General features: G+C 69.2%; 21 protein-coding genes and 1 pseudogene. 13 read left to right on the forward strand and 9 right to left on the reverse strand.

Translation table 11 applies throughout. The features are described 5' to 3' along the window. Position 1: 1 nt before the first annotated feature. The 3 genes from ACFRMN_RS32270 to ACFRMN_RS32280 form a co-directional block, all read right to left on the reverse strand. Positions 2-646 (reverse strand): hypothetical protein, encoded by a 645-nt coding sequence (locus ACFRMN_RS32270; RefSeq protein ID WP_383026349.1) that lies wholly within the window; start codon positions 644-646, stop codon positions 2-4. Continuing rightward, a complete protein-coding gene (locus tag ACFRMN_RS32275; RefSeq protein ID WP_383026352.1) occupies positions 643-3963 on the reverse strand; it encodes a CHAT domain-containing protein in 3321 nt (1106 codons plus the stop codon). The genes ACFRMN_RS32270 and ACFRMN_RS32275 overlap by 4 nt, the downstream gene beginning before the upstream one ends. A 120-nt stretch (positions 3964-4083) precedes the next feature. Beyond that, a complete protein-coding gene (locus tag ACFRMN_RS32280; protein WP_383026354.1) occupies positions 4084-4242 on the reverse strand; it encodes a hypothetical protein in 159 nt (52 codons plus the stop codon). A 178-nt stretch (positions 4243-4420) separates the two neighbouring features. Here ACFRMN_RS32280 and ACFRMN_RS32285 point away from each other — a divergent pair, with 178 nt between their 5' ends. From ACFRMN_RS32285 to ACFRMN_RS32320, 8 genes and pseudogenes are all read left to right on the forward strand, one after another. Continuing rightward, on the forward strand, positions 4421-4894 hold the full coding sequence (locus tag ACFRMN_RS32285) for an SUKH-3 domain-containing protein (protein WP_383026357.1): 474 nt from the start codon (positions 4421-4423) through the stop codon (positions 4892-4894). Between the two features lie 179 nt (positions 4895-5073). After that, on the forward strand, positions 5074-5301 hold the full coding sequence (locus tag ACFRMN_RS32290) for a hypothetical protein (protein WP_383026359.1): 228 nt from the start codon (positions 5074-5076) through the stop codon (positions 5299-5301). After that, positions 5279-5790 (forward strand): annotated as a pseudogene (locus tag ACFRMN_RS32295) (DUF6879 family protein). Before ACFRMN_RS32290 ends, ACFRMN_RS32295 begins: the two are co-directional and overlap by 23 nt. A 22-nt stretch (positions 5791-5812) precedes the next feature. Continuing rightward, positions 5813-6031, forward strand: a complete 219-nt coding sequence (locus ACFRMN_RS32300) for a hypothetical protein (RefSeq protein WP_383026362.1) — start codon at positions 5813-5815, stop codon at positions 6029-6031. Positions 6032-6120: 89 nt separating this feature from the next. Continuing rightward, positions 6121-6684: a hypothetical protein gene (locus ACFRMN_RS32305; RefSeq protein ID WP_383026365.1), complete on the forward strand. Its 564-nt coding sequence runs from the start codon at positions 6121-6123 to the stop codon at positions 6682-6684. After that, complete coding sequence (locus ACFRMN_RS32310) at positions 6648-7508, forward strand: hypothetical protein (protein ID WP_383026366.1); 861 nt, start codon at positions 6648-6650, stop codon at positions 7506-7508. The genes ACFRMN_RS32305 and ACFRMN_RS32310 overlap by 37 nt, the downstream gene beginning before the upstream one ends. Continuing rightward, positions 7505-8005 carry a GNAT family N-acetyltransferase gene (locus tag ACFRMN_RS32315; protein WP_383026369.1) on the forward strand — a complete coding sequence of 167 codons (501 nt, stop codon included), beginning with the start codon at positions 7505-7507 and terminating at the stop codon, positions 8003-8005. Before ACFRMN_RS32310 ends, ACFRMN_RS32315 begins: the two co-directional genes overlap by 4 nt. 89 nt (positions 8006-8094) lie before the next feature. Next, entirely contained in the window at positions 8095-9072 is a 978-nt protein-coding gene (locus tag ACFRMN_RS32320; protein ID WP_383026371.1) for a helix-turn-helix domain-containing protein, read from the forward strand. Between the two features lie 179 nt (positions 9073-9251). On the opposite strand, the gene ACFRMN_RS32325 is transcribed toward ACFRMN_RS32320, so the two are convergent. Continuing rightward, positions 9252-9533, reverse strand: a complete 282-nt coding sequence (locus tag ACFRMN_RS32325) for a DUF397 domain-containing protein (protein ID WP_383026374.1) — start codon at positions 9531-9533, stop codon at positions 9252-9254. A 5-nt stretch (positions 9534-9538) separates the two neighbouring features. Next, the gene (locus ACFRMN_RS32330; protein WP_383026376.1) at positions 9539-10417 is read right to left on the reverse strand and encodes a helix-turn-helix domain-containing protein; all 879 of its coding nucleotides are present in this window, start codon (positions 10415-10417) and stop codon (positions 9539-9541) included. A 333-nt stretch (positions 10418-10750) separates the two neighbouring features. Between ACFRMN_RS32330 and ACFRMN_RS32335 the strand changes: the two genes are divergently transcribed. From ACFRMN_RS32335 to ACFRMN_RS32345, 3 genes are all read left to right on the forward strand, one after another. Continuing rightward, entirely contained in the window at positions 10751-11119 is a 369-nt protein-coding gene (locus ACFRMN_RS32335; protein ID WP_383026379.1) for an ATP-binding protein, read from the forward strand. Then, on the forward strand, positions 11107-11322 hold the full coding sequence (locus ACFRMN_RS32340) for a hypothetical protein (protein ID WP_383026382.1): 216 nt from the start codon (positions 11107-11109) through the stop codon (positions 11320-11322). Before ACFRMN_RS32335 ends, ACFRMN_RS32340 begins: the two co-directional genes overlap by 13 nt. Before the next feature lie 526 nt (positions 11323-11848). Further along, positions 11849-12739 (forward strand): serine hydrolase, encoded by an 891-nt coding sequence (locus ACFRMN_RS32345; RefSeq protein WP_383026429.1) that lies wholly within the window; start codon positions 11849-11851, stop codon positions 12737-12739. 69 nt (positions 12740-12808) lie between these two features. Here ACFRMN_RS32345 and ACFRMN_RS32350 read toward each other — a convergent pair whose 3' ends face one another. Both ACFRMN_RS32350 and ACFRMN_RS32355 read right to left on the reverse strand, forming a co-directional pair. Beyond that, complete coding sequence (locus ACFRMN_RS32350; RefSeq protein ID WP_383026385.1) at positions 12809-13525, reverse strand: 1,4-alpha-glucan branching protein; 717 nt, start codon at positions 13523-13525, stop codon at positions 12809-12811. Positions 13526-13622: 97 nt separating this feature from the next. Beyond that, a complete protein-coding gene (locus ACFRMN_RS32355) occupies positions 13623-14831 on the reverse strand; it encodes a methyltransferase domain-containing protein (RefSeq protein WP_383026388.1) in 1209 nt (402 codons plus the stop codon). A gap of 364 nt (positions 14832-15195) precedes the next feature. Between ACFRMN_RS32355 and ACFRMN_RS32360 the strand changes: the two genes are divergently transcribed. Further along, on the forward strand, positions 15196-16401 hold the full coding sequence (locus ACFRMN_RS32360) for a cytochrome P450 (protein ID WP_383026391.1): 1206 nt from the start codon (positions 15196-15198) through the stop codon (positions 16399-16401). 188 nt (positions 16402-16589) lie between these two features. Here the strand turns inward: ACFRMN_RS32360 and ACFRMN_RS32365 are convergent, their stop codons facing one another. After that, the gene (locus tag ACFRMN_RS32365; protein WP_383026394.1) at positions 16590-18023 is read right to left on the reverse strand and encodes a glucarate dehydratase family protein; all 1434 of its coding nucleotides are present in this window, start codon (positions 18021-18023) and stop codon (positions 16590-16592) included. Positions 18024-18064: 41 nt separating this feature from the next. Further along, positions 18065-19033, reverse strand: a complete 969-nt coding sequence (locus ACFRMN_RS32370) for a 5-dehydro-4-deoxyglucarate dehydratase (RefSeq protein WP_383026397.1) — start codon at positions 19031-19033, stop codon at positions 18065-18067. A 119-nt stretch (positions 19034-19152) separates the two neighbouring features. Here ACFRMN_RS32370 and ACFRMN_RS32375 point away from each other — a divergent pair, with 119 nt between their 5' ends. After that, on the forward strand, positions 19153-19947 hold the full coding sequence (locus ACFRMN_RS32375) for an IclR family transcriptional regulator (protein WP_383026400.1): 795 nt from the start codon (positions 19153-19155) through the stop codon (positions 19945-19947). Positions 19948-20051 lie beyond the last annotated feature (104 nt).

Here is a 20051-nt window from a genome sequence, read left to right on the forward strand (position 1 = left end):
CTCACCCTCGTACCCCTCGTGCCCCTCGTGCCCCTCGTGCCCCTCGTGCCCCTCGTAAGGAGAGGGTCAACGGATGCGCGGGCACCGAGTCGGCGGACATCGCGTCGCCGGGCGCGGCGCCGGGCCCCGGGCACTCCGGGGGATCCTCGGGATCGTAGAAGTGCAGCGCGTTGACACGGCCGCAGCCGCCGAACGCGCAGACCACATGGGCGTGCGGGGTGCGGTGTGTCCCGCACAGACAGCTGTCGTCGCCGGTGACCGCGCCCCCGCCCGCGCGTACGGGGCCGCCCGGGAAACGGTCCTGCCGGAGATACGCGTCGACGGTGGCGCGTTCCAGTACACCGTGGAGCGCGCCGCTCGCGTGGTCCATCACCACGGCGGCGTCGGGGCTGAGTTCGAGCAGATTGAGCAGGGCCGACCCTTCGACCACGTCCTGAAGGGTCGCGGAGCCGGAGAGCACCACGGCGGGCATGCGGCGAGGGGCCGCCGTGGAGGTGCGGACGGCGAGGGTGGTGGGCGTTCCGTCGGCCGACAGCCCGATCAGGTAACGGCAGTCCTGAATATCCTGATCGCCAGGGCCGTGCACCGTGGCGAAATCGGGGCTGGCCAGGTCGGCCAGCGGGGTGTGCGCGGGGAGTGGGGTCATCGGGCGTCTCCTACCAGGACGAACGGGGCCCAGAAGTAAGGGTGTTCGAAGGGGCGGCGGATTCCGGGGCGGGCGCCTCCCCTCGCTTCGGCACTGGCGATCAGCCGCGACCAGAGCACCATCAGCTCCCTTCGCTCCGGGCTGCCGCTCGGGGTGCGCTCCTTGAGCCGCGCGAACGTCCGTCTCGCGGCGGAGAGATCACCGGACTCGCAGATCAGCCGCAGCATCGCCGAGTCGTACGCCGTCCTCGCGGCGGTTTCGGCCTCGTGGTCCTCGGCGTGACCAACGGCCCTCGCGAGAGCGTCCTCGCACCATCGCACGGCGGCCTCCACGGTCATTCCGCGCACCGTCGCCCGCGCTTCGTGCAGTGCCCGCCCGCGCGGCGCCCCCGCCACCAGCAGATCGTAGAAACGCTCCATGAACAGCGCGGTGGACAGATCGTCCACCTGCCACTGCGAGACCAGGACGGACTTGGCCCCGGCGATCAGGAAGGCCCGCGCGAGGCCGAGCCGTTCATCACCGGGGCGTCCTCTGCTCTCCCCGCTCCGGCAGGCGCTGAGGGTCACCAGATCGGCGCGGATTCGCACCCCCAGCAGATCATCCATGGTCAGCGGCCCGTCGGCGCAGCTGATCGCGCTGCCCGCGATGTCGTCGGGGGCGAGGACGCCATGGCACGCGAAGTGCACGGCCGTCGCCTCCGAGTGGACGAGCCTGTCCAGGACCAGCCGCCGGGTGACCCGGCCGCCGGAGAGGACTTCGGCGCGCTCGCCGAACGTCCCGGCGATGGAGCGGGCCTCCGCGCGCGCGTGGACGAGCGGCTGATCGGAGCGTGAATCGGCGAAGACACACAGGCCGCGCGGGGCGGGCGGAGCGGTGTTCCGGTACAGGTCCGCCAGGAGGGAGGCGCTTTGCACCACCTGAACGGGGTTACGAGCGGCCAGCGGCACACCGCCGGTGGTGGCCACCGCGTGGAGGGGGATCTCGTGCAGTACGCCGTGCGGCACCAGGCACACCGGCTCCCCCGGCTCGCTGTGGCGCGTCACCGCCGCGATCAGCGTGCCGAAGTCCGCGTCGAGCTTGTCCTGGTCGAAGGCCGCGGCCGAGGTCATCCGCCCGAAGCTGTGCGGGGCGTCGGGAAGCCCGAGGTCGGGGGGCAGTTCCCCCTCCTCGACCATGGGGGCCGACGACATACCGGACCGGACCAGGAAGACGACGACCCGGGCGTTGAACACATAGAAGCTGACGAGCAGTCCGCGCTGTCCGCCGCGCCGCTCGAACTCCCGTAGCGTGGAGGTCAGTTCCGCGTAGTCGACGGTTTCCGAGGAGCCGCTGCCGGTCGCGTACCGAGAGCGCAGCAGTTCCAGCAGTACGCGCGAACGGTCCTGCTCGCTGTGGTCGAAGGCCAGTGCCCACTGGGGCGCGGGCAGGCCGGGGATGTGCCCGCGTTCGGGCCCGGTGAGGAGGAGGATCAGACGGTTGTAGTGGGACGCCTGGTAGTCGATGCGCCGGTTGCCGTCGGTGATTCCGCCGCGGCGCGACTCCTCGATCCGTACGAGTTCGCTCCAGCGCGCGTACGCGGCGGGCCAGTCCTTCTCCTCCTCGTCGATCGAGGCGAGCAGCTTCAGTGCCTCCATCTGGAGGTCGATGTCGCTGGACTTCTTCCGCGCTCGCTCCAGCAGCCACCGTGCCGTACGGAAGCGGCCCACTGGAGCGAGGAGTTGGGCGTGCCACACCATCTTCCAGGCCGTGCCCATGCTCGCCATGGACTGGCCGTAGTAGTGGATGCCGTCGACGTTGAGCCCCGGCCGGTCGACCGCGCCCGAAGCCTCGCCCGACCCCGTACCAGGGCCCCGCGTCCAGGTGCGCACCAGCTCACCTGATTCGAACATCTCGTACCAGACCCGCCGGCTCAGGCGCTCGAAGAGCCTGACCCCCGCGTCGGGCACCGCCGGCACGATGGCCCGCGGAAACCAACCCTGCCCCTCCGCGCGCCACTGGAAGTTTCCTTCGCCGGCGGGCCGTTCGGCGGCCTCGGCCTGCTCATGGAAGGCGACCCGCTCCGGGGCGCCGGAGCGCGCGGCGTTCGCGAGAAAGCGGTGGGCCAACGGTGACATCCAGGCCGCGCCCTGGCCGCCCTCGGTGATCGGGCGCAGTACGTCACGCACGGCCGGGTAGTCGTTCCGCAGCCTTCCCGCCCACTGGAAACGCGCTGTGGCGGCGAAGTCCGGATATCCGGCCGCCTCCAGGTCCTCGACCGCGGCGGCGCTCCGCGCTACGGCGTCTTCGACAGCGCCCTCGCCGTCCGCGGCGGTGGCGAGGGCGAACGAGACCGTGCCGCGTGCGGCCAGATGCAGCTGCCAGAGTTCCCAGCGGCGCTGCTCGCCGATGCCAGGTTCGGCGCGGAACGCGGCCTCCGCTTCCAGCAGCATGGACTCGCACAGCCGCAGATAGCCGGCGGCATTGCGACGGCCGATCCGGGAATCGGGCGCGGCGGTGGCCTGGGCCGCCAGCAGGATGAGCAGGGAGTAGTCGGGAGTGCCGGGGGCCTTGGGCGATCGGGTCTCGCGGATCCTGACGAGGAGCCGGTCGTGCACCCAGGAGTGCACGAAGGCGTCCCCGAGCGCGGACCACCTCTTCGCCATCATCACCGTATGGAGGATGAGCGTTCCGACGTCGTTCAGCCACCAACGCACCGTGAGCGCGATGACGAGCTCGGCGAGGATCACCACCAGGGCGGCCCGGACCAGCTCGGGCCGCGGCGCGACGACTCCGGCCAGGAAGAGCGGGAGGGTACCGGCGCAGCAGGCGGCGCGGACCAGCTGGACGGGCATCAGAAGAACGGTGACCCCGACCACACACCCGCTCGTGCCGAACCGGGCACCGGCCGCCGACTGCGGCCAGAGCGCGGTCGCGGTCCCCAGCTCCTGCGGTGCGACGAGAGCGGCGAGCAGAGTCAGACCGGCCAGCAGCAGCCCACCTGCCCAGCCGGTGAGCCAGGGCCTCTCCAGCCACTGCGCCACGAGCCACTCGCCGGCGGAGCTGTGCGCGAACACGATGACACCCACGAGGGAGCCGGCCTGGACGAGTTGGTGGATTCCGCGCCCGATGGGTGGCAGATGCCGCCCGGCGTCGCTCCGTACCAGCCCAAGGACCATCAGCAGCCCGACAGCGAGCAGAAAGAGCCCACGAGCGGAGCCAGGAACGTCGTCCAGCGCGGTGATCAGCAGGAGCGGCGACACAATCGCGACAGCTCTGGCCGGCCAGGCCAGAAACCCGAGACACCCCACCAGCGCCCGCATATCCGCCTCGGGCGGCATCCGATCCGTAGCCGGCTGTGAAGCCCGCATACTCACCCCTGCCCTACGGGAGCCGTCCGAGCCGGGCCGACAGGCACCGGTCTGGCCCGCCCGTGATCCACCGTTCCGTCGGAGGGTGCATCACTCCCCCTTCATCCAGCGGGAAGCCCCGAAGAGAACGGTGAGCCCGCCCATCGCCAAGGTCCACACGCTCAGCCACATCGGCGCGTGCACGGCGAAATTCCCTACACCCATCGCGACGAGCCCGAACCCCTGAATCAAGTGATGCTTCGACGACATGCCGTTCCCCCGGCCATGAGCCACCCGTCCCACTCCCGAACTCGTTGCGAATGCGGTCTTGTTGGGCCGACAATCACAGACAGCACCACGCCGCGCAGGAGAACGCACAACGACCACCCCATCGGGTGCGGCGCGGACGGTGGGCGGGCGTCCGGCCCCGGATCGCGTAAGGATGACGATGCCGATTCTCTCCACAGCCGAAGAAGTGGATACGTGGCTGACAGAGGCCGGCTGGCACCCGGGACGCGACGTCGGTGAGGAGGCCTCCGAAGTGATCGCGGCCGTCGTCGCGCGATACCGCTCGTACGGTGTGGCCATCGAGCCTTCCGCGCCTGCCCGCGCTTTCATCCGCGAGCACGCGTTCCTTCGAGCCGTCATCGACACCGCTCCGGAGAACTTCGCGGTCTTCACGCCGCGTCTCGTCTTCAAGGGAGACGCCGAGGAGATCGCCGACCTGGCGGGAGATCTCGGCACGAAGCTCTTCCCGGTCGGATACGACACATACGACGGCTCGACCCTGCTCATGGACGAAACCGGTCGGTTCTTCCTTTCGCACCACACCGGGGCGTATCACCTTGGGCGCGAAAAGTACGAGGCCCTGATGAGCCTGACGGGCAGTCAGATGAAGGACGCGGAGGACTACTTCGTCTGACGTCGTTTCCGGCGCGGACGCGTCACGGCTCGTCCACGGCCAGATCTTCAGCCACACGAGTCGAGAACCCCTGCAGTAACCGTGGCGGCCTGGCAAGTTCCGGCACATCGATGGCCATCGAGGTGGACCTACGGCAGTGTCAGTAGCCAGTGCGTCCCCGATGACGAAGGCGGACCATCATGGCCCTGCGCAAACTCGGCAAGGATCCCGAGAGCCCCAGCGGTGGCTCCCCCACGGTGTACCTGGATGACGCCAAGGACAACTACCTTGTCCAGGGCTGGAAGGTGCTGGACAAGGAGCGCTTGGCTCAGTTGGAGATCCCCGAACACGAGACGGTGGTGGAGATCCCCCGGCGTATGGCGCGGTTCTTCTTGGAGGTGACGGGTGACGGCGGTTCCGACGTTTGACGAGCTGTTCCATGCCTGCCACAGCTCGGCGGTTCACCTGGAGATGCGCGACGGCTACATGCGGTCGGACCCCGCCTTCGTCGACTGGAGCGCGGGGCTCAAGATCGACCCGGCGGAGCGCTGGGCTGACTGGCTCGGGCTGGTATCCGCGGCGACGGGCCGCGGGGTCCAGGTACGCCGCGCACGCATCGTTTCCGAACCCGTCAGTGATTACGCTTCGAGTACGACGTCACGGGAGGGCTGAACGTCGCCGCCGGGGAGAAGGTCCGCTGGCTTCCTCGCCGTCGGGCAACTGACATCGCTCTTCCCGGCAATGATTTCTGGCTGTTCGACGAGAGTCTCGTTCTCGTCAACCATTTCGACGGGGAGGGCGACTCGCTGGAGCACGAGGTGACGGCCGACCCCGAAGTCGCAAAGCTGTGCGCCTCGGCATTCGAGACCGTATGGGAGCGCGCGACACCGCACGAGAAGTATCGGCCGACATGGTAGTTGGCCGAAGCGAACGAACTCCGTGAGCCATGAAACGGCAGGTCATGGGCCCATCGCCTGGGTAACCGCCTACGAGGAGTCATATGGCCCGCTGCCGGGGATCTGGTTCACCACCACGCACGGCACGGTCGACGAGCACGTCCTGACCCGCTACCGGGAGACCGGCGCAGTGGTGGCCGAGTGGGACTGTGCGCCCGCGCCCGGCGACGACGACCTGTCGCCGAAGAGGCTCGCCCGGTGACCAGCACGTCAGCCCCCCGAGCGTCCCGGTCCACTGCCGGGGCGCTCCGGCTGGTGGAGCATCGGTCGGAGAATCCCACGCGCGTGGACATGTCCGGGTACATCACCGCGATGTTCGCCCACTGCCCGTACCTCGAAGCGTCCACCCCTCGGGGCACAACAGTCTGGACGGTGTACGAGATCGCCCCAAAAGCCCCCAAGGACGCGACCGAGGCGGAGCTGTTCCACGCCGCGGTGCGGGCCGCCGAGCGGGTGCGGCTGCTGGTGAGGCGGTCCCGATCCGTACTCGTCTGCGAGAACATCGTCATTCTCGCGGACGACGTGGACACGGACTGTGCCGAGCTGATGGCCTGGCCGCACTGGGCGCTGAAGCACCTGTACGGGCCGGTGGGGGTGATGTTCGGGAAGTTCGTCCAAGGCGTCGAGGAGCGGGACAGATTCGGCCAGGGCGTTCCGCCTGCGCCGTACTCGTTTCTCCCCGTGCGTGCCTCGGTACGACCGCGAGATCCCGGACTCCTCAAGGGCACCCCCGCGCTCTCGGCGGCACTGGCCGTGGCCGACGACAACGGTCGCGACGTATTCGAGCACATCCCATGCGAGTGGAAGGCGGTGCGAGCGTGGGCGAGTTCACTGCCTGCCCCGGCGAGGCGCTGAAGAGCGCGGAGGCCGGCTGCGGTTCGGTCGTGTTGAAGGAGATCACCGACCGGCGCGGGTCAGCCGTATGGAAGGCAACGGGTGCCGTGGCCCGCGTCGCCATCAAGTACGGCTGCGGAGAAGGCGCGGAGACCACCGCGCGTGAGGCCGCCGTCCTGGGCCGGTTACCCGGCCGAACTGTCAGAACAGGGCGGACCGTTGACGGCTTCTGGTATGTCACACCGTGGCTGGACGGACCGTCGACCTTCCAGGTCTTCCGACCCGTTCGACGCTGCTCCGAGAACCGCACCCGGGACGCTGCCCGCACTCGGGCCCTCGCGGCGGCCGTCCATCTGTGCCGAGCGGTCGCCGATCTTCACTCAGCCGGCTGGATCCATGGAGACCTCCAGCCCTCCCACGGCATCCACACCGAGTCCGGGGCCACCTTGATCGACTTCGCCTGGTCCTGGCAGGAGGGGAGGGGCACACCTCCCTGGTCGACGTTCCACGGCGGCATCACCCACCTGATCGCACCGGAGTTGGCTGCGTGGATCGCCAAGGGACCGCAGCCTGTGACTCCGTCCGCGTCGTCCGACGTGTACGCCCTCACCGGAGTGCTCTGGACCTGTACAACCGGTAGGTGGCCGCTGGACTACGCGGCGGCGGGCATCCCACCGGATGCCGGACCGGCGAATCGGCGCGCTGCCATCGCCACCGGCAGGATTCCCCTGGTCTCCACGGCAGCTTGGCCGGTGTTCCAGGACCTGCTGCGCCCGGTTCTCCTGTCCGGCCCGGACGACCGGCCCACGGCCGCCGAACTCGCCACCATCCTGGAGGGCACGTGATCGATCTGCGGGAGCTGACTCAGGACGACGCACGAGCCGTACGGAGGATCTACAGCGGCCGCTCGGTGCGCTTCCTCGGCCGGGGCGTCATGGGCGGGGACGAAGCCACGACGTACGTCGGCAACGCGTTGATCTGGTCGACGCACCAGCCACGCCTGCGGTACGTCCTCGGCGTCGACGTGGACGGTGACCTGGTGGGTGTCGTCAAACTCAACGTGACAGGAGGCGTTGGCCGCCTGAGCTACATCCTGCGTCAGAACACCTGGGGACGCGGGTACGCGACCGGCGCAGTGTCAGGGCTGCTGGCTTTCGCCTTCGGCCCGCTGACCCTCCCCGCCGTACACGCGAAGCACCAGGTGCAGAACCGGGCTTCCGGCAGGGTGCTCCTGAAAGCCGGTTTCACGCACACCGACACGGCGCACGGTCTCTCGTCGTACGTGGTGAAGCACACAGGCGAACTGACGTCGGCGGGCTGCGTCCGGGAAGGGAATCGGTAAGGCTCCGACGGGTGGGTGGCCGGAAGAGATTCTTTCGTCGCGCCCGCTGTCGGTCCTGGCGGCTACGGTAGCGCCGGGGAGGAAGCACCATGATGGAGACGGTCTTTCACAGCGATGACCTTCCGCCGACGGAGCGGCTGGCCCGCTTCGACGCGTTTCAGGTCGAGAGTCCGCACCCGATGCGGGTGGAGAGCGGTGAGGCGACGCGGTTCAATGCCACGGCGCGGGCGCTGGACCTCGCGGCCGTGAATGTCGTGGAGCTGACGTGCTCGCCCTCGGACGTACGGCGCACACCGCGGCTGATCCGGCGGTGCGACCCCGAGCTGTACTCGCTTGTCTTCGCCCTGCGCGGCGGGCTCGGCGTCGTCCAGGACGACCGCGAGGCGGAGTTGGGGCCGTTCGACTTCGCGCTGTACGACAGCTCGCGCCCCTTCGACGTGAAGATCGCCGCCGACCGCGGGACGGCCGCGCTCGTGCGTGCCCACGTACCCCGCGCGCTGCTGCCCCTGCCCGCGAACCGGAGCGCGGAGCTGATGGCGGTGCCGCTCCCGGGTCGCGAGGGCGTGGGGTCGCTGCTCACCCAGTTCCTCACCAGCCCGACCACCGATTCCGCCGCCTACCGGCCGACCGACGCCCCCCGGCTGGGTACGGTCGCCCTCGATCTGCTGACCGCGGTACTCGCCCACCACCTCGACGCCGACGCGCGCGTGCCGGAGGACTCCCGGCAGCGCGCCCTCCTCCTGCGCATCGAGGCGTTCGTACAGCAGCATTTACATGATCCGGAGCTGTCACCGGGCGCCATCGCCGCCGCCCACCACATCTCCGTCAGCTACCTGCACCGACTCTTCCGCGCGCACGACGACACCGTCGCGGCCTGGATCCGCGGCCAGCGCCTCGAACGCGCCCGCCGTGACCTCACCGACCGCGCGCTACGGACCGAACCCGTCCACCGGATCGCGGCCCGCTGCGGCTTCCCCGACCACGCCACCTTCACCCGCGCCTTCCGCGCCGCCTACGACCTCCCGCCCCGGGACTACCGCCGGCAGGCCCTCGGTTCCCCGGCGTAGCCGACTCTTCGTGTGGCCGCCGTCTCCCCCGTGGACGGCGGCCCACGGAGGCCGGCACTCGACAGCGCGACCGTCGGCTGCCACAACAAGGATGTGCGACGCCGCCTGTGCCGTCTTTGACGTGTGGTGCACGACTACTTGACGAAGCGTTCACTCCGGGAAGGCCGACTGTGCCGTCTCTAGAGCTGCCCGCCGTTGAGTGCGTCGACGAAGGCGGCCCAGGCGCCGCCGCCGAAGACGAAGGCGGGACTGTGCGGGTCCTTGGAGTCACGTAGGGCCATGGCACCGTCAGCGAGACGGGCGCCCTCGACGCAGTCTCCTCCGGGGGTGTCATTGCTGTAACTCGACTTGAACCAGTCGGCGTTGACGCGGGCACTCTCAACGCAATTGCCGCCGTGGCCGTCGCTGTAGCTGGACTTGTACCAGCCGGCACCGGTCAGTGCGTCAGCCGTAACGGTCATGGGAATCAAAGCTCCTCCATTACTTTCTTGATCAGGCTCAGAGACTCCTGTGGCCCAGGAGCCACGGTTTGCAGCTCATTGAAGGTGTCCTCGTATGCCTCCACGTCAGCGTCACGCCGCAGCACCCAGTGATCGGCCAAGTGCTCCAAGTGCACGATCGGCTTCAGAGCGAAGTCCTCACGAAACCGGAAGGTCGTGAAGGCTCCATTCATCCCTCGATGAACACCCACCTTGAAGGGGATGACTTGGACCGTGACGTTGGGCGCGGAAGCGACCTCGATGATGCGTGCGAGCTGCGCCTTCATGACCGATGGACCTCCCACCTGGCGATGGAGCACTGCCTCGTTGACAACTGCGGCAAACTTCAGCGGCGGCTCCCGAAGGAAGATTCTCTGACGCGTCATCCGCAGATTGACCATGCTCTCGATTTCTTCCTCGGGACGGCCGTCATTGGCGTATTGGTGGAGAACGCGCACGTAGTCTGCCGTCTGGAGCAGACCAGGGACGTACTCGGACTGATAGGTGCGCGCGACGGAAGCCGAGGACTCCATCCCGAGAAACGCTCTGTTACCGGCACCGAGAAGGGGGCGAAACACCGTCGCCTGCCACCACTCCCGCTTCGTCTTGGTGACGGCAGCATATTCCTTGAGCTGCCCGGCAACCCCCTCATCAACCCCGTAGATCTGACAGAGGGCCATGACATCGGCGGGCTCGACCGTTGCGTTCTCTCCCATCTCCAGACGCGTCAGCTTCGATGGACTCCAAAGGAGTTTTCTGACGACCTGAGTTGACGTAAGTCCCCTCTTCAACCGCAACTGGCGTAGCTCGCTGCCCAGTTGCAGGCGACACAGAGTGGGTGTCGCCGACTGTGTGTCCGTCATCATCCGCTGCCCTCTCCAAGCTCTCCCCAACAGAGCGTTCTGCGTTTCAGCGGGAGTCACCGCAATGCGGCGAACGATTCGCGCGCGAACGGCGATTCACAACAGAACTTGCTCACGCATTTTCGCCAGAACACTTTCGAGGCCACTGCCCCGGTGTGAGGCCACACCTGTCGCTCACACAGCGCAGTCGATTCGCCACCTTCAGTGATGCGACCTGCTCTGTGGAAGCCCCCAGGAGATCGACGGTAAGGACGACTCTCAATGCCTCCCTCTACGTGTAGTGCAACTCCCGCCCCACCCAACGCAGTCGACTTACAGGACGCCGTGTGCCTGAACATGTCGTTCGCGCCCCACGCCCGCCGCGTCGAGCATTTGCGTCGTGTTGCCGGCGTTCTCCTCCGCCAGGACGACATGGGCACGGATGCGGTCGAGACCGTACAGCTCCTGGTCAGCGAGATCGTCACCAACGCGGTGGTACACGGCCGGGGCGAGCGGGTCCGATTCTCGTTGGCTTACGGGCCGAGCGGGTTCGTACGGATCGAGGTGGACGATCATTCCCCCGCGCTGGTCACCGTCCGGCAGCCGGGGCCCGACGAGGAGAGCGGGCGAGGCATGTTCCTGGTCGACGCGCTCTCCTGGGCGTGGGGCAGGCGCGGTACCTGTACGTGGTGTGTGATCGCCACCCGGGAGGCATGCGCACCGTGACGCTGTCCCGCCGTATCCCCGGCGCTCATTGGCGCCCGCACCCTCTCGTCTTCACCACCGACACCGAGACGCATCAGCGTCTCCTCACGGCCCTGCGTCGCCGTCTCCGCCACGAGCAGCGGACCGCCGCGCGTGCCGATGCCACCCGCTCGTTCGTGGTCCCCTACCAACTGCGGGAATCCGCAAGGGAACACAGCGAGTGAGCCCCGTCAAAGCCCAGGCCCTGTACGTCGTCGCGATCACCGCCGTCGGCGGCTCGATCCTCGTGGCACTCTGGCGCGGCTGGTAAAGGGCTGGCATCGGCAAGACCTGATGTGGGCTCATCACGGCATCCGGCCAGGTCTGCCGGATGCCGCTCGGTGTGCTTCTCACCCGAGGCCGTCCAATTCGGGGCCCGGGAACCGGCTTCACACCTCCCCAGCTACCCGGACACCAACGATCGACCTGCCTCTGAGCCAACGGGTGAGACGGAACCGGACTGTTCGGCCCGAGCGGGGAACCGCTCCACCGCATCGGTCATCAGATCTTGTGAGGCGAAAACCGGAAAGGGACATCGTCCAGAGGCGGGGAGTTGACGAGCCGCACGACGACACGTCGGCGCGGTCGGCCCAACTCCCCTCCGCACACACCCCATAAGGAACACGCTTGTCTTCCTACATATCAATCCTCCCCCGTCGCCTGCGGCGCACCGCGACCGTGTCCGTCCTCGTTGGCACCGCCGCCGCGATCATGGCCACGGCCTCCCCGGCGAGCGCGATACCCGTCACCGGTGCGGAGAAGCCCCGGTCCGAGGTCTCCTGTACGTCCGACAAAACCGGCCTCGCGAGCCGGCTCAGCGCGGACATCAAGGCCGTGGTGGAGGACGCCGCCCTCAAGGGACGGGTCTCCGTCGCTCTGTACGACCGCACCACGGGCACGCAGTGCGCGTTCAACGCGGACCAGCAGTACGACTCGGCGAGCGTCGTCAAGGTCATCGTTCTGGGCACGCTCCTGCGCCGGGCCCAGGACGAGAGCCGGGATCTGACCTCGGCCGAGCGCACGCTCGCCACCAAAATGATCACGACGTCCGACAATGACGCGACGACCACGCTGTGGAAGCAGCTCGGTCTCGCCCGTATCTCGGACTTCCTGCGGCTCGCAGGCATGGAGCACACGACCCCCGATCCGGACGGCTACTGGGGGCTGACGCAGATCAACGCCTCCGACCAGATCAGACTGTTGGAATCGCTCACCTCGGCGAACTCCGTTCTCGACGACGACCGCCGTGCCTACGCGCTCGACCTGATGAACCAGGTGATCCCCTCTCAGCGCTGGGGCGTCCCCGCGGGCGCGCCGAGCGGAGCGACGGTGCATGTCAAGAACGGCTGGCTGCAGCGCAGCAGCGGCGGATGGCGTGTGCACAGCGTCGGCGCGTTCACCGGGCAGGGGCATGACTACGGCCTCGCCGTCCTGACCGCTGACAACAGGGACATGCCCGCCAGCGTCGCGGTGATCGAGAACATCGCCCGGAAGGTCCACGCGGACCTCAACGGGACCACCCTCGCCCCGCGCCAGGACCAGCGCCGCCAGGCCCTGCCCAACACCTCCGACGGTTCCCTGGTGCCCGACGGCAACCGGTGACCCACCCCGCCGCCCGGCTCAGGCCGGGCTGCGGAACCAGTGAGCGCGGATGAGCGGTCCGAACGTGGCTCAGGGCGTGTGCGCGGGGTTCGGCACGGTGTCGTGCACGACGGCGTACAGGCCGCGCGTCGTGGCTCCGTCCGGCAGAAGCCAGTCGGCGGTGACGTGCCCAAGGGGCCGCGCGGCCCGGTGAGTTGACTCGGCCTGCTCGGGCCGCAGCACGCGATTCACGCGGATGGTCAGTTGCCTGGCCGGTCCGCTCGGCGCCTCGGGTGCGGAGGCGGTCAGTACGCGGAGATCCGTGCCGTGCGGCCCGTTGGTCACGTCCACAGAGCTGATCGATGCCGTATGGCCGGCCTCGGTGAAGTGGGCGGTGACGGATGGGTCCGGGGCGTTACTCACGCTCTGGGCCTGCGGCTCGGCCTCGCCGAGAATGAGGGCGAGCAGCTGAGCGACGAGGACCGGGTCGTGGGTTCCGTCGTAGATCCACCGCCGTCCCAACACCCCGTGCTCCGAGGTGCCGATGAGCGCGTGATCGGCGCCGGGGAGCGGTGCACCACGGTAGCTGAGGGGCACCTGGAACGTGATCGGCCGGTCTCCGGACTCGTCGGTGACCGCCATGAACTCGATCCCCACCTCGCCTTGCGGGTCGTCCAGCCGGAAGCCGCCGGCCTTGGCCAGCCGCGGCGCGTGCCCCCCGCCGGGGTGCCAGGGCTGAGCGGGCAGCCACGAGGCCAGAAGCTCAAGCTTTCCGGGCGTCAGGGTGGTGCGGTGGATGACGGCCATGTCTGGCCCCTCTCTTGATGGCTGAGCCCATCCTGCCCCAGGAGCATCGGCCCGTCCCACCCCCGGGAGGACAGCTCCCGGGGCCCGCGCCGCGGCGTCAGGCGAACGATGGAAGGACGCCGACCGGCTCGTCCAGCCAGGGGCGGGTGGTTCCGTCCCGGTCCACGGTCAGGCCGAAGCGGTCGACGGCGGGCCGTCCCCGGCTGATCCACCAGGTCAGGGCTCGCTCCGCTTCGTCCCAGAGGCGGCGCGGGCCCGACTGGTAGACCGTGGCGTCCGGCGCACCCGGACTGAAGACGACGGCCGCCCATGACTGACTGAGGAAGTCGAAGAACCACGCCTTCGCGTCCCCTTCTTCCCCCGAGTCACCCACGTCACCCACGTCACCCGCGTTCACGACATGGGCGCAGTCAGGCACGCAGAGGCCGATGACGAAGTACGACGTCTCGTAGCGGTCTCCGAGATCCGCCAGGGTGCGCGACGTTCGCGAGGCGTCGGCGGCGCCGGGAAACTCCTTGACGTGCCCCACGAACCGGTTCCAGTCCAGGCGTTGATCGCGAAGCTTCATGAATTCGACCATGCGGAGGAACGGGCCGACGCCGCACCCGTCCTCGCCGACGGTCAGCCGGACCAGCGCGTCCTGGTTGCTGTAGTGGGTGCCCCAGGGGGCAAGAATGATCCCGCCAGGTCGCGTCTGTTCCAGCCACTTGGCCGGGAAGTTCCGCACCCCCGCCGTGACGATCACCCGGTCGTACGGGGCCCCGATGGGCCAGCCCTCCCGGCCGTCCCCCTCGACCAGTCGTGGGCCGAGTCCGGCACGTGTCAGCGCGGCCGAGGCGCTTGCCGCGACCGCCGGGTCGATCTCGACGCTCACCACATTCCCGTTGCCCAGACGGTGCGCGAGGAGCCCGGCGTTCCAGCCGGTGCCGGTGCCCACTTCCAGCACCCGCGTACCGTCATCCACGTCCAGGTCCCTCAGCATGGATGCCACGACCGACGGCATACTCGCGGAACTGGTCCCCCGCGAGCCCGGCGCGGTACCCACGTGCTGTCCGTCGTCCCACTGGGTGACCACCGGGATGTCCTCGTACGCGGCCCGCTCCCAGTCGGCCGGGGCTTCGCTCCTGTCGACGGGCTCGCTGCGGCCGGTCGCCATGTCGTACGCCCAGAACAGATCCGGCAGGAACAGCGAGCGCGGTACGGCTCCGAACGCGTCGGCCCACTCGGGCGTCAGAGCTCCGATGTCGAGGAGATACTTCGCCAGGTCGTCGGCGGCGCGGCCCTCGAATTCAGACCTGAGTGTCACTTGCGATGCTTTCCACCGCCTTCTGGTGAAGCGCCGTCCGGAGAGGGTGGCGGCAGGGGAGTCCACGGCTGACCCGGCAACTTGTCCTTCTTCTCGTCGTCCCCGCCATCCTCGCTCTTCCTCACCTGCTCAGCCATCGGCAGAGGCTCCCCTCACGAGTCAGCCGAATCACCTCTCAACCATTGAAGCGATCGCCGGGCTTCCCTACGAGGGGTTGGCGTCTTCTCGCCGCCGCCCCGTGCGCCCGTACGGCTCGTGCGCCCCGTACGGCTCGTACCCATTTGCCGGGCAGTAGGCATATCCCCGAAATGGGCGAGGTACTTATCCCTCGCCCACAACATCCGCGCTCGTCCTGGAGTACGCGATGACCGAAATCAGGGAAACGACCACCTGTCCGTTCGACTTCAGCAAGGGCATGGACTTCGATCCCTCGCTCGGCGACCTCATGTCCCAGGGACCTGTCACCCGGATCCGGCTGCCCTACGGCGAGGCGGACGCGTGGCTCGTCACGAGCTTCGACGGGGTACGGCAGGTGACGACCGATCCACGGTTCAGCCGCGCGGGAATCATGAGCCACAACTACCCCAGGATGACGCCGGAGCCGATCGTCTCCCCCGAGTCGATCAATGTGATGGACCCGCCCATCAGCAGCCGGCTGCGGCGGCTGGCCTCGCAGGCGTTCACGCCGCGGCATGTGGACCGGATGCGGCCCGCCGTCGAGGGCATCGTCGACCAGCTTCTCGACGAGATGGCCGAGGACGGCCCGCCGGCCGACCTGGTCGGGCATCTGTCGGACAAGCTCCCCCAGCACACCATCTGCGAGTTGCTGGGCATCGCGCCGCCGGACAGGCCGCGGATGCAGGAGTACGCCCATCAGCTGCTGTCCACGGCCCCCGACTCGCGCCAGGCGGCCGCGGACGCCAAGACACAGCTGCGTGAGTACTTCGGCGGGCTGGTGGCGGAGCGGCGGCGCACCCCCGGGGACGATCTGATCAGCGTGCTGGCCGCCGCCAAGGACGGCGACGACGCGCTGGACGACAAGGACCTGGCGGTCATGGCGCTGACCCTCATGCTGAGCGGCCATGACACGGCGACGTGCCAGATCAGCAATATCGCGTTCCTGCTGCTCACCCGCCCGGAGCTGATGGACCTGGTGCGGAGCCGACCCGAATCGCTCAGGCAGTTGCTGGACGAGCTCCTGCGGTACATCCCCTTCCGCAAGGGGGTGGGCATTCCGCGCGTCGCCTTGGAGGACGTGGAGATGGGCGGGGTGCGGATCCAGGCCGGTGACTTCGTCCATGTGTCGTATCTGACGGCGAACCGCGATCCGGAGCGGTTCCCCGACCCTGATGTCATCGACCCGCACCGTCCGCCCACTCCGCACATGACCTTCGGCTGGGGCGGGCACCGCTGTATCGCGGCTCCCCTGGCCATGGCGGAGCTGGAGGCCACCATCGGCCGTTTGGTGGAGCGCTTCCCGGGGCTGCGGCTCGCGGTGCCGGCCGAGGAGCTGCGCTGGGACACGGAGACGATCCGGCGCTTCCCGCACGAGCTGCCGGTGGCCTGGTAGGCAGCCCGCCCGCCCCGGACCGCCATCCCCGGACCGCCGCCACCGGACCGCCCGTCCGTGCCGCTGCCGTCCGTGCCGCTGCCGTCCGTACCGGTGCCCGATCACATCGGTACGGACGGCAGCGATACGGACGGCAACGGTGCGAAGGGCAGCGGTGCGGAAGGGCAGCGGTGCGGAAGCGTCGCCCGTTACCAGCGCGGGACCGCGGGCGTCACCCAGCCCGGGTCCGCCACCCGCATCGCGGCGGCGTCGTCGCGGTCGCGCATCGTGCCGTCGTCGTCCAGCCAGCGCCGGTGGAGTACGGCGAGCCGGTCGCGGTCGAGTTCGACGCCGAGTCCCGGCGCGTCCGGTACGTCGAGGCAGCCGTCGGTGAAGGTGAGACGCGCTTTCGCGCTGTCGGTGATGACATCCTCGGTCTGCCAGGGGTAGTGGCTGTCGCAGGCGTGATCGAGGTTGGGGACGGTGGCGGCGACATGCGTCATCGCGGCGAGGCTGATGCCCAGATGGGTGTTGGAGTGCATGGACAGGCCGACGCCGAAAGTGCGGCAGATGGCGGCCAGTTCGCGGGTGTTGCGCAGGCCGCCCCAGTAGTGGTGGTCGCTCAGCACCACCTGGACAGCGCCGCGCGTGAACGCCTCACGGATCTCGGCGAAGGTGGTCACACACATGTTGGTGGCCAGCGGTACGCCCGCCCGGCTCGCCACCTCGGCCATGTTCGGCGTGGTGCTTGTGGGGTCCTCCAGATACTCCAGGACATCGCGCAGCTCGTCGGCGACCTTGACCGACGTCTCCACGGACCAGGCGCCGTTGGGGTCCAGCCGCAGCGGCCGCCCGGGGAAGCGCTCGGCCAGGGCGCGTACGGCGGCGATCTCCTCGGCCGGCTCGTACACCCCGCCCTTGAGCTTGAAGGAGGTGAAACCGTAGTCGCGGGAGAAGCGCTCGGCCTGGGCGACCACCCCTGCCGGGTCGACGGCGGCGTCCCAGTCGTCGGGCTCGCCCGCGCCGTCCGGGTGGCCGGCCCAGCGGTAGAAGAGGTAGGCGCTGTACTCGACGCGGTCGCGGACCTTGCCGCCGAGCAGCGCGTGTACGGGCAGGCCGACGGCCTTGCCCCAGGCGTCCAGGCAAGCGACCTCGAAGCCGGAGACGACCGAGAGCCGGAGCTTGTCGGCGGTCTGCACGCCACGCAGACCGCCGACGTCCACCGAGTCCTCCACCCGCGAGGAGTCGACCGTGATCCGGTCGGCGAGGGTGAAGAGCCTGTTCAGGTCGGTGACGCTACCTCCGGGGAGCTGTTCGGCGAACGGCCGTGCCAGCTCCAGGTACTTCGTGTCGCCGTAGGTCTCACCGACGCCGGTCACGCCGCCGACGGTCACCACCTCGACGATCAGCCGGGGTGTGTACGGCTGGTGCACGCCCTGGGTGTTGAGGAGCGGTGGGTCGGAGATGAGGATCGGGGTGAGCCGTACCTCGGTGATGGTCAGATCGGGTGTCCCGGCCGTCGCTCCCGTTGTCGTCTCGACCGTCCCAGACGTCTCGACCGTCCCAGACGTCTCGGCAGTCCCAGACGTCTCGACCGTCCCAGACGTCTCGACCGTCCCAGACGCCTCAGCCGCTCCAGACATCTCGGCCGCCCCAGACACCTCAGCCGTCTCAGTCATCTCCATCAGTTCGTGGCTCCTACGAGGTCGAGTCCGACGGCGAGCAGTTCTTCGAGCGCCGCGAGATCGTCCGGCCCCGGGTCCGTGAGTGGCGCCCGTACCGGCCCGACCGGCCGCCCGCGCAGCCGCGCCGCGGCCTTGACCAGCGAGACCGCGTAGCCGGTACCGCGGTCGCGCAGCTCGACCAGCGGTACGTAGAAGCCCCGCAGCAGCCGCTCGACGGCCGCGTCGTCGCCGTCGCGCTGTGCGGCGAAGAAGGCGGTCGCGATCTCGGGCGCGAAGGCGTGCACGGCGGAGGAGTACGCGGTGATGCCGATGCTCGCGTACGGCCTGGCCTGGACCTCGGCGGTGGCGGCGCCGTTGAAGAAGAGGAAGTCCTCCGGCGCGGCCAGCTTGAGGCGTTGCAGCCGGTCGAGGTCGCTGTGGCCGTCCTTGAGGCCGATGACTCCGGGGATTTCGGCCAGTTCACGGACGCTTTCGACGCCGAAGGTGACCTGGTCGCGCTGGTAGGCGATGAGCGGCAGCCGGGTACGTGCGGCGATCTGGCGCAGTTGCGCCACCAGGCCGGCCTGCGGCGCCGTGACGAGGTAGTGCGGCAGCACGAGCGCGGCGTCCGCCCCGGCCTCCTCCGCGATCCGGGCGAAGCGCGCGGCCTGCGCCCAGCCGTAGCCGATCCCCGCGACGACCGGCAGCCGGCCGTCGGCCTCCCGCACGGACGCGGTGATCACCTGCCGGTACTCGTCCTCGTCGAGGGAGAAGAACTCTCCGGTGCCGCACGCGGGGAAGAGCGCCCCGGGGCCCGTCTCGATCTGGGCGGCGAGGTAGTCGCGGAACGCGGGCAGATCGAGCGCGGGGCCACCGGGCTCGCCCCGCTCGCCGGTGAAGCTGGTGAGCGGGAAGGAGAGCACCCCCTTCGCCATGCCGTCGCGCAGCCGGGCCGTCGTCGTCGCCACGTCGGCCGTGAGGGCCACCATGTGATCGTCTCCCCATGTGGATGATGTCTACGTATGAAGATGGAGGTTAGGGATGTGGACCGGGGTCGTCAATAGGTGCGGCAGCGTCCGCCCTACCGCCGCGGATTACGATCTGAGCCATGTCCGACGACAGCGGCGGCGTACGCGAAGTGAAGTCGGCGGCCCGCACCGTCGAGTTGCTGGAAGTCCTCGCGGCCCGGGGCGACCGGCCCGCCCGGCTCCGCGAACTCGCCGAGGAGCTGGACGTACCGCGCAGCAGCATGTACGCCCTGCTCCAGACACTGATCGACCGCGGCTGGGTCCGTACGGACACCACGGGATCGCTGTACGGCATCGGCATCCGGGTGCTGCTCACGGGCACCAGCTATCTCGACGCCGACCTGCGCGTGCGCGCCGCGCGTCCGTTCCTGGACGAGGCGTCCGACGAACTCGGCGAGACGATTCACCTCGCCCGGCTGGACGGCGGCGATGTCGTCTATCTCGCCACCCGCGAGTCGCATGAATATCTGCGCCCGGTCAGCCGGGTCGGCCGCAGACTGCCGGCGTACGCCGGGGCGCTCGGCAAGGCGCTGCTCGCGGAGCGCGACCCGTCGCGGCTGCCACTGCCGGAGGGCCCGCTGCGCCGGCTGACCCCCAATACCCACCCCGATCGCGCGTCACTCGCGGCCGATCTGGCGCGGGTACGGGAGCGCGGCTTCGCGATCGACCGGGAGGAGGGCATGGCGGGCATCACCGGGTTCGGCTTCGCGCTGCGTTACGACGTACCCGCCACGGACGCCGTCAGCTGCTCGGTGCCGACGACGCGCCTGACGGAGGAGCACGAGCGGCGGATCGTCGCGGTCATGCGCGAGATCAGGGCCAAGATCGAGACGGCGGCACCGAGGGCGGCGGGTTCGGCTCCGCAGTGGCGGTAGGACCTGGCGGGAGGTCAACGAGCCGGCCCGCGCGTACCCCCGCACACGACAGACCGGCCGCACGGAAGCGTCTCCGTACGGCCGGTCTTCGTGAGGCCGGGGTG

It is taken from the genome of Streptomyces sp. NPDC056835 (assembly GCF_042789485.1).
Taxonomy (GTDB): Bacteria; Actinomycetota; Actinomycetes; order Streptomycetales; family Streptomycetaceae; genus Streptomyces.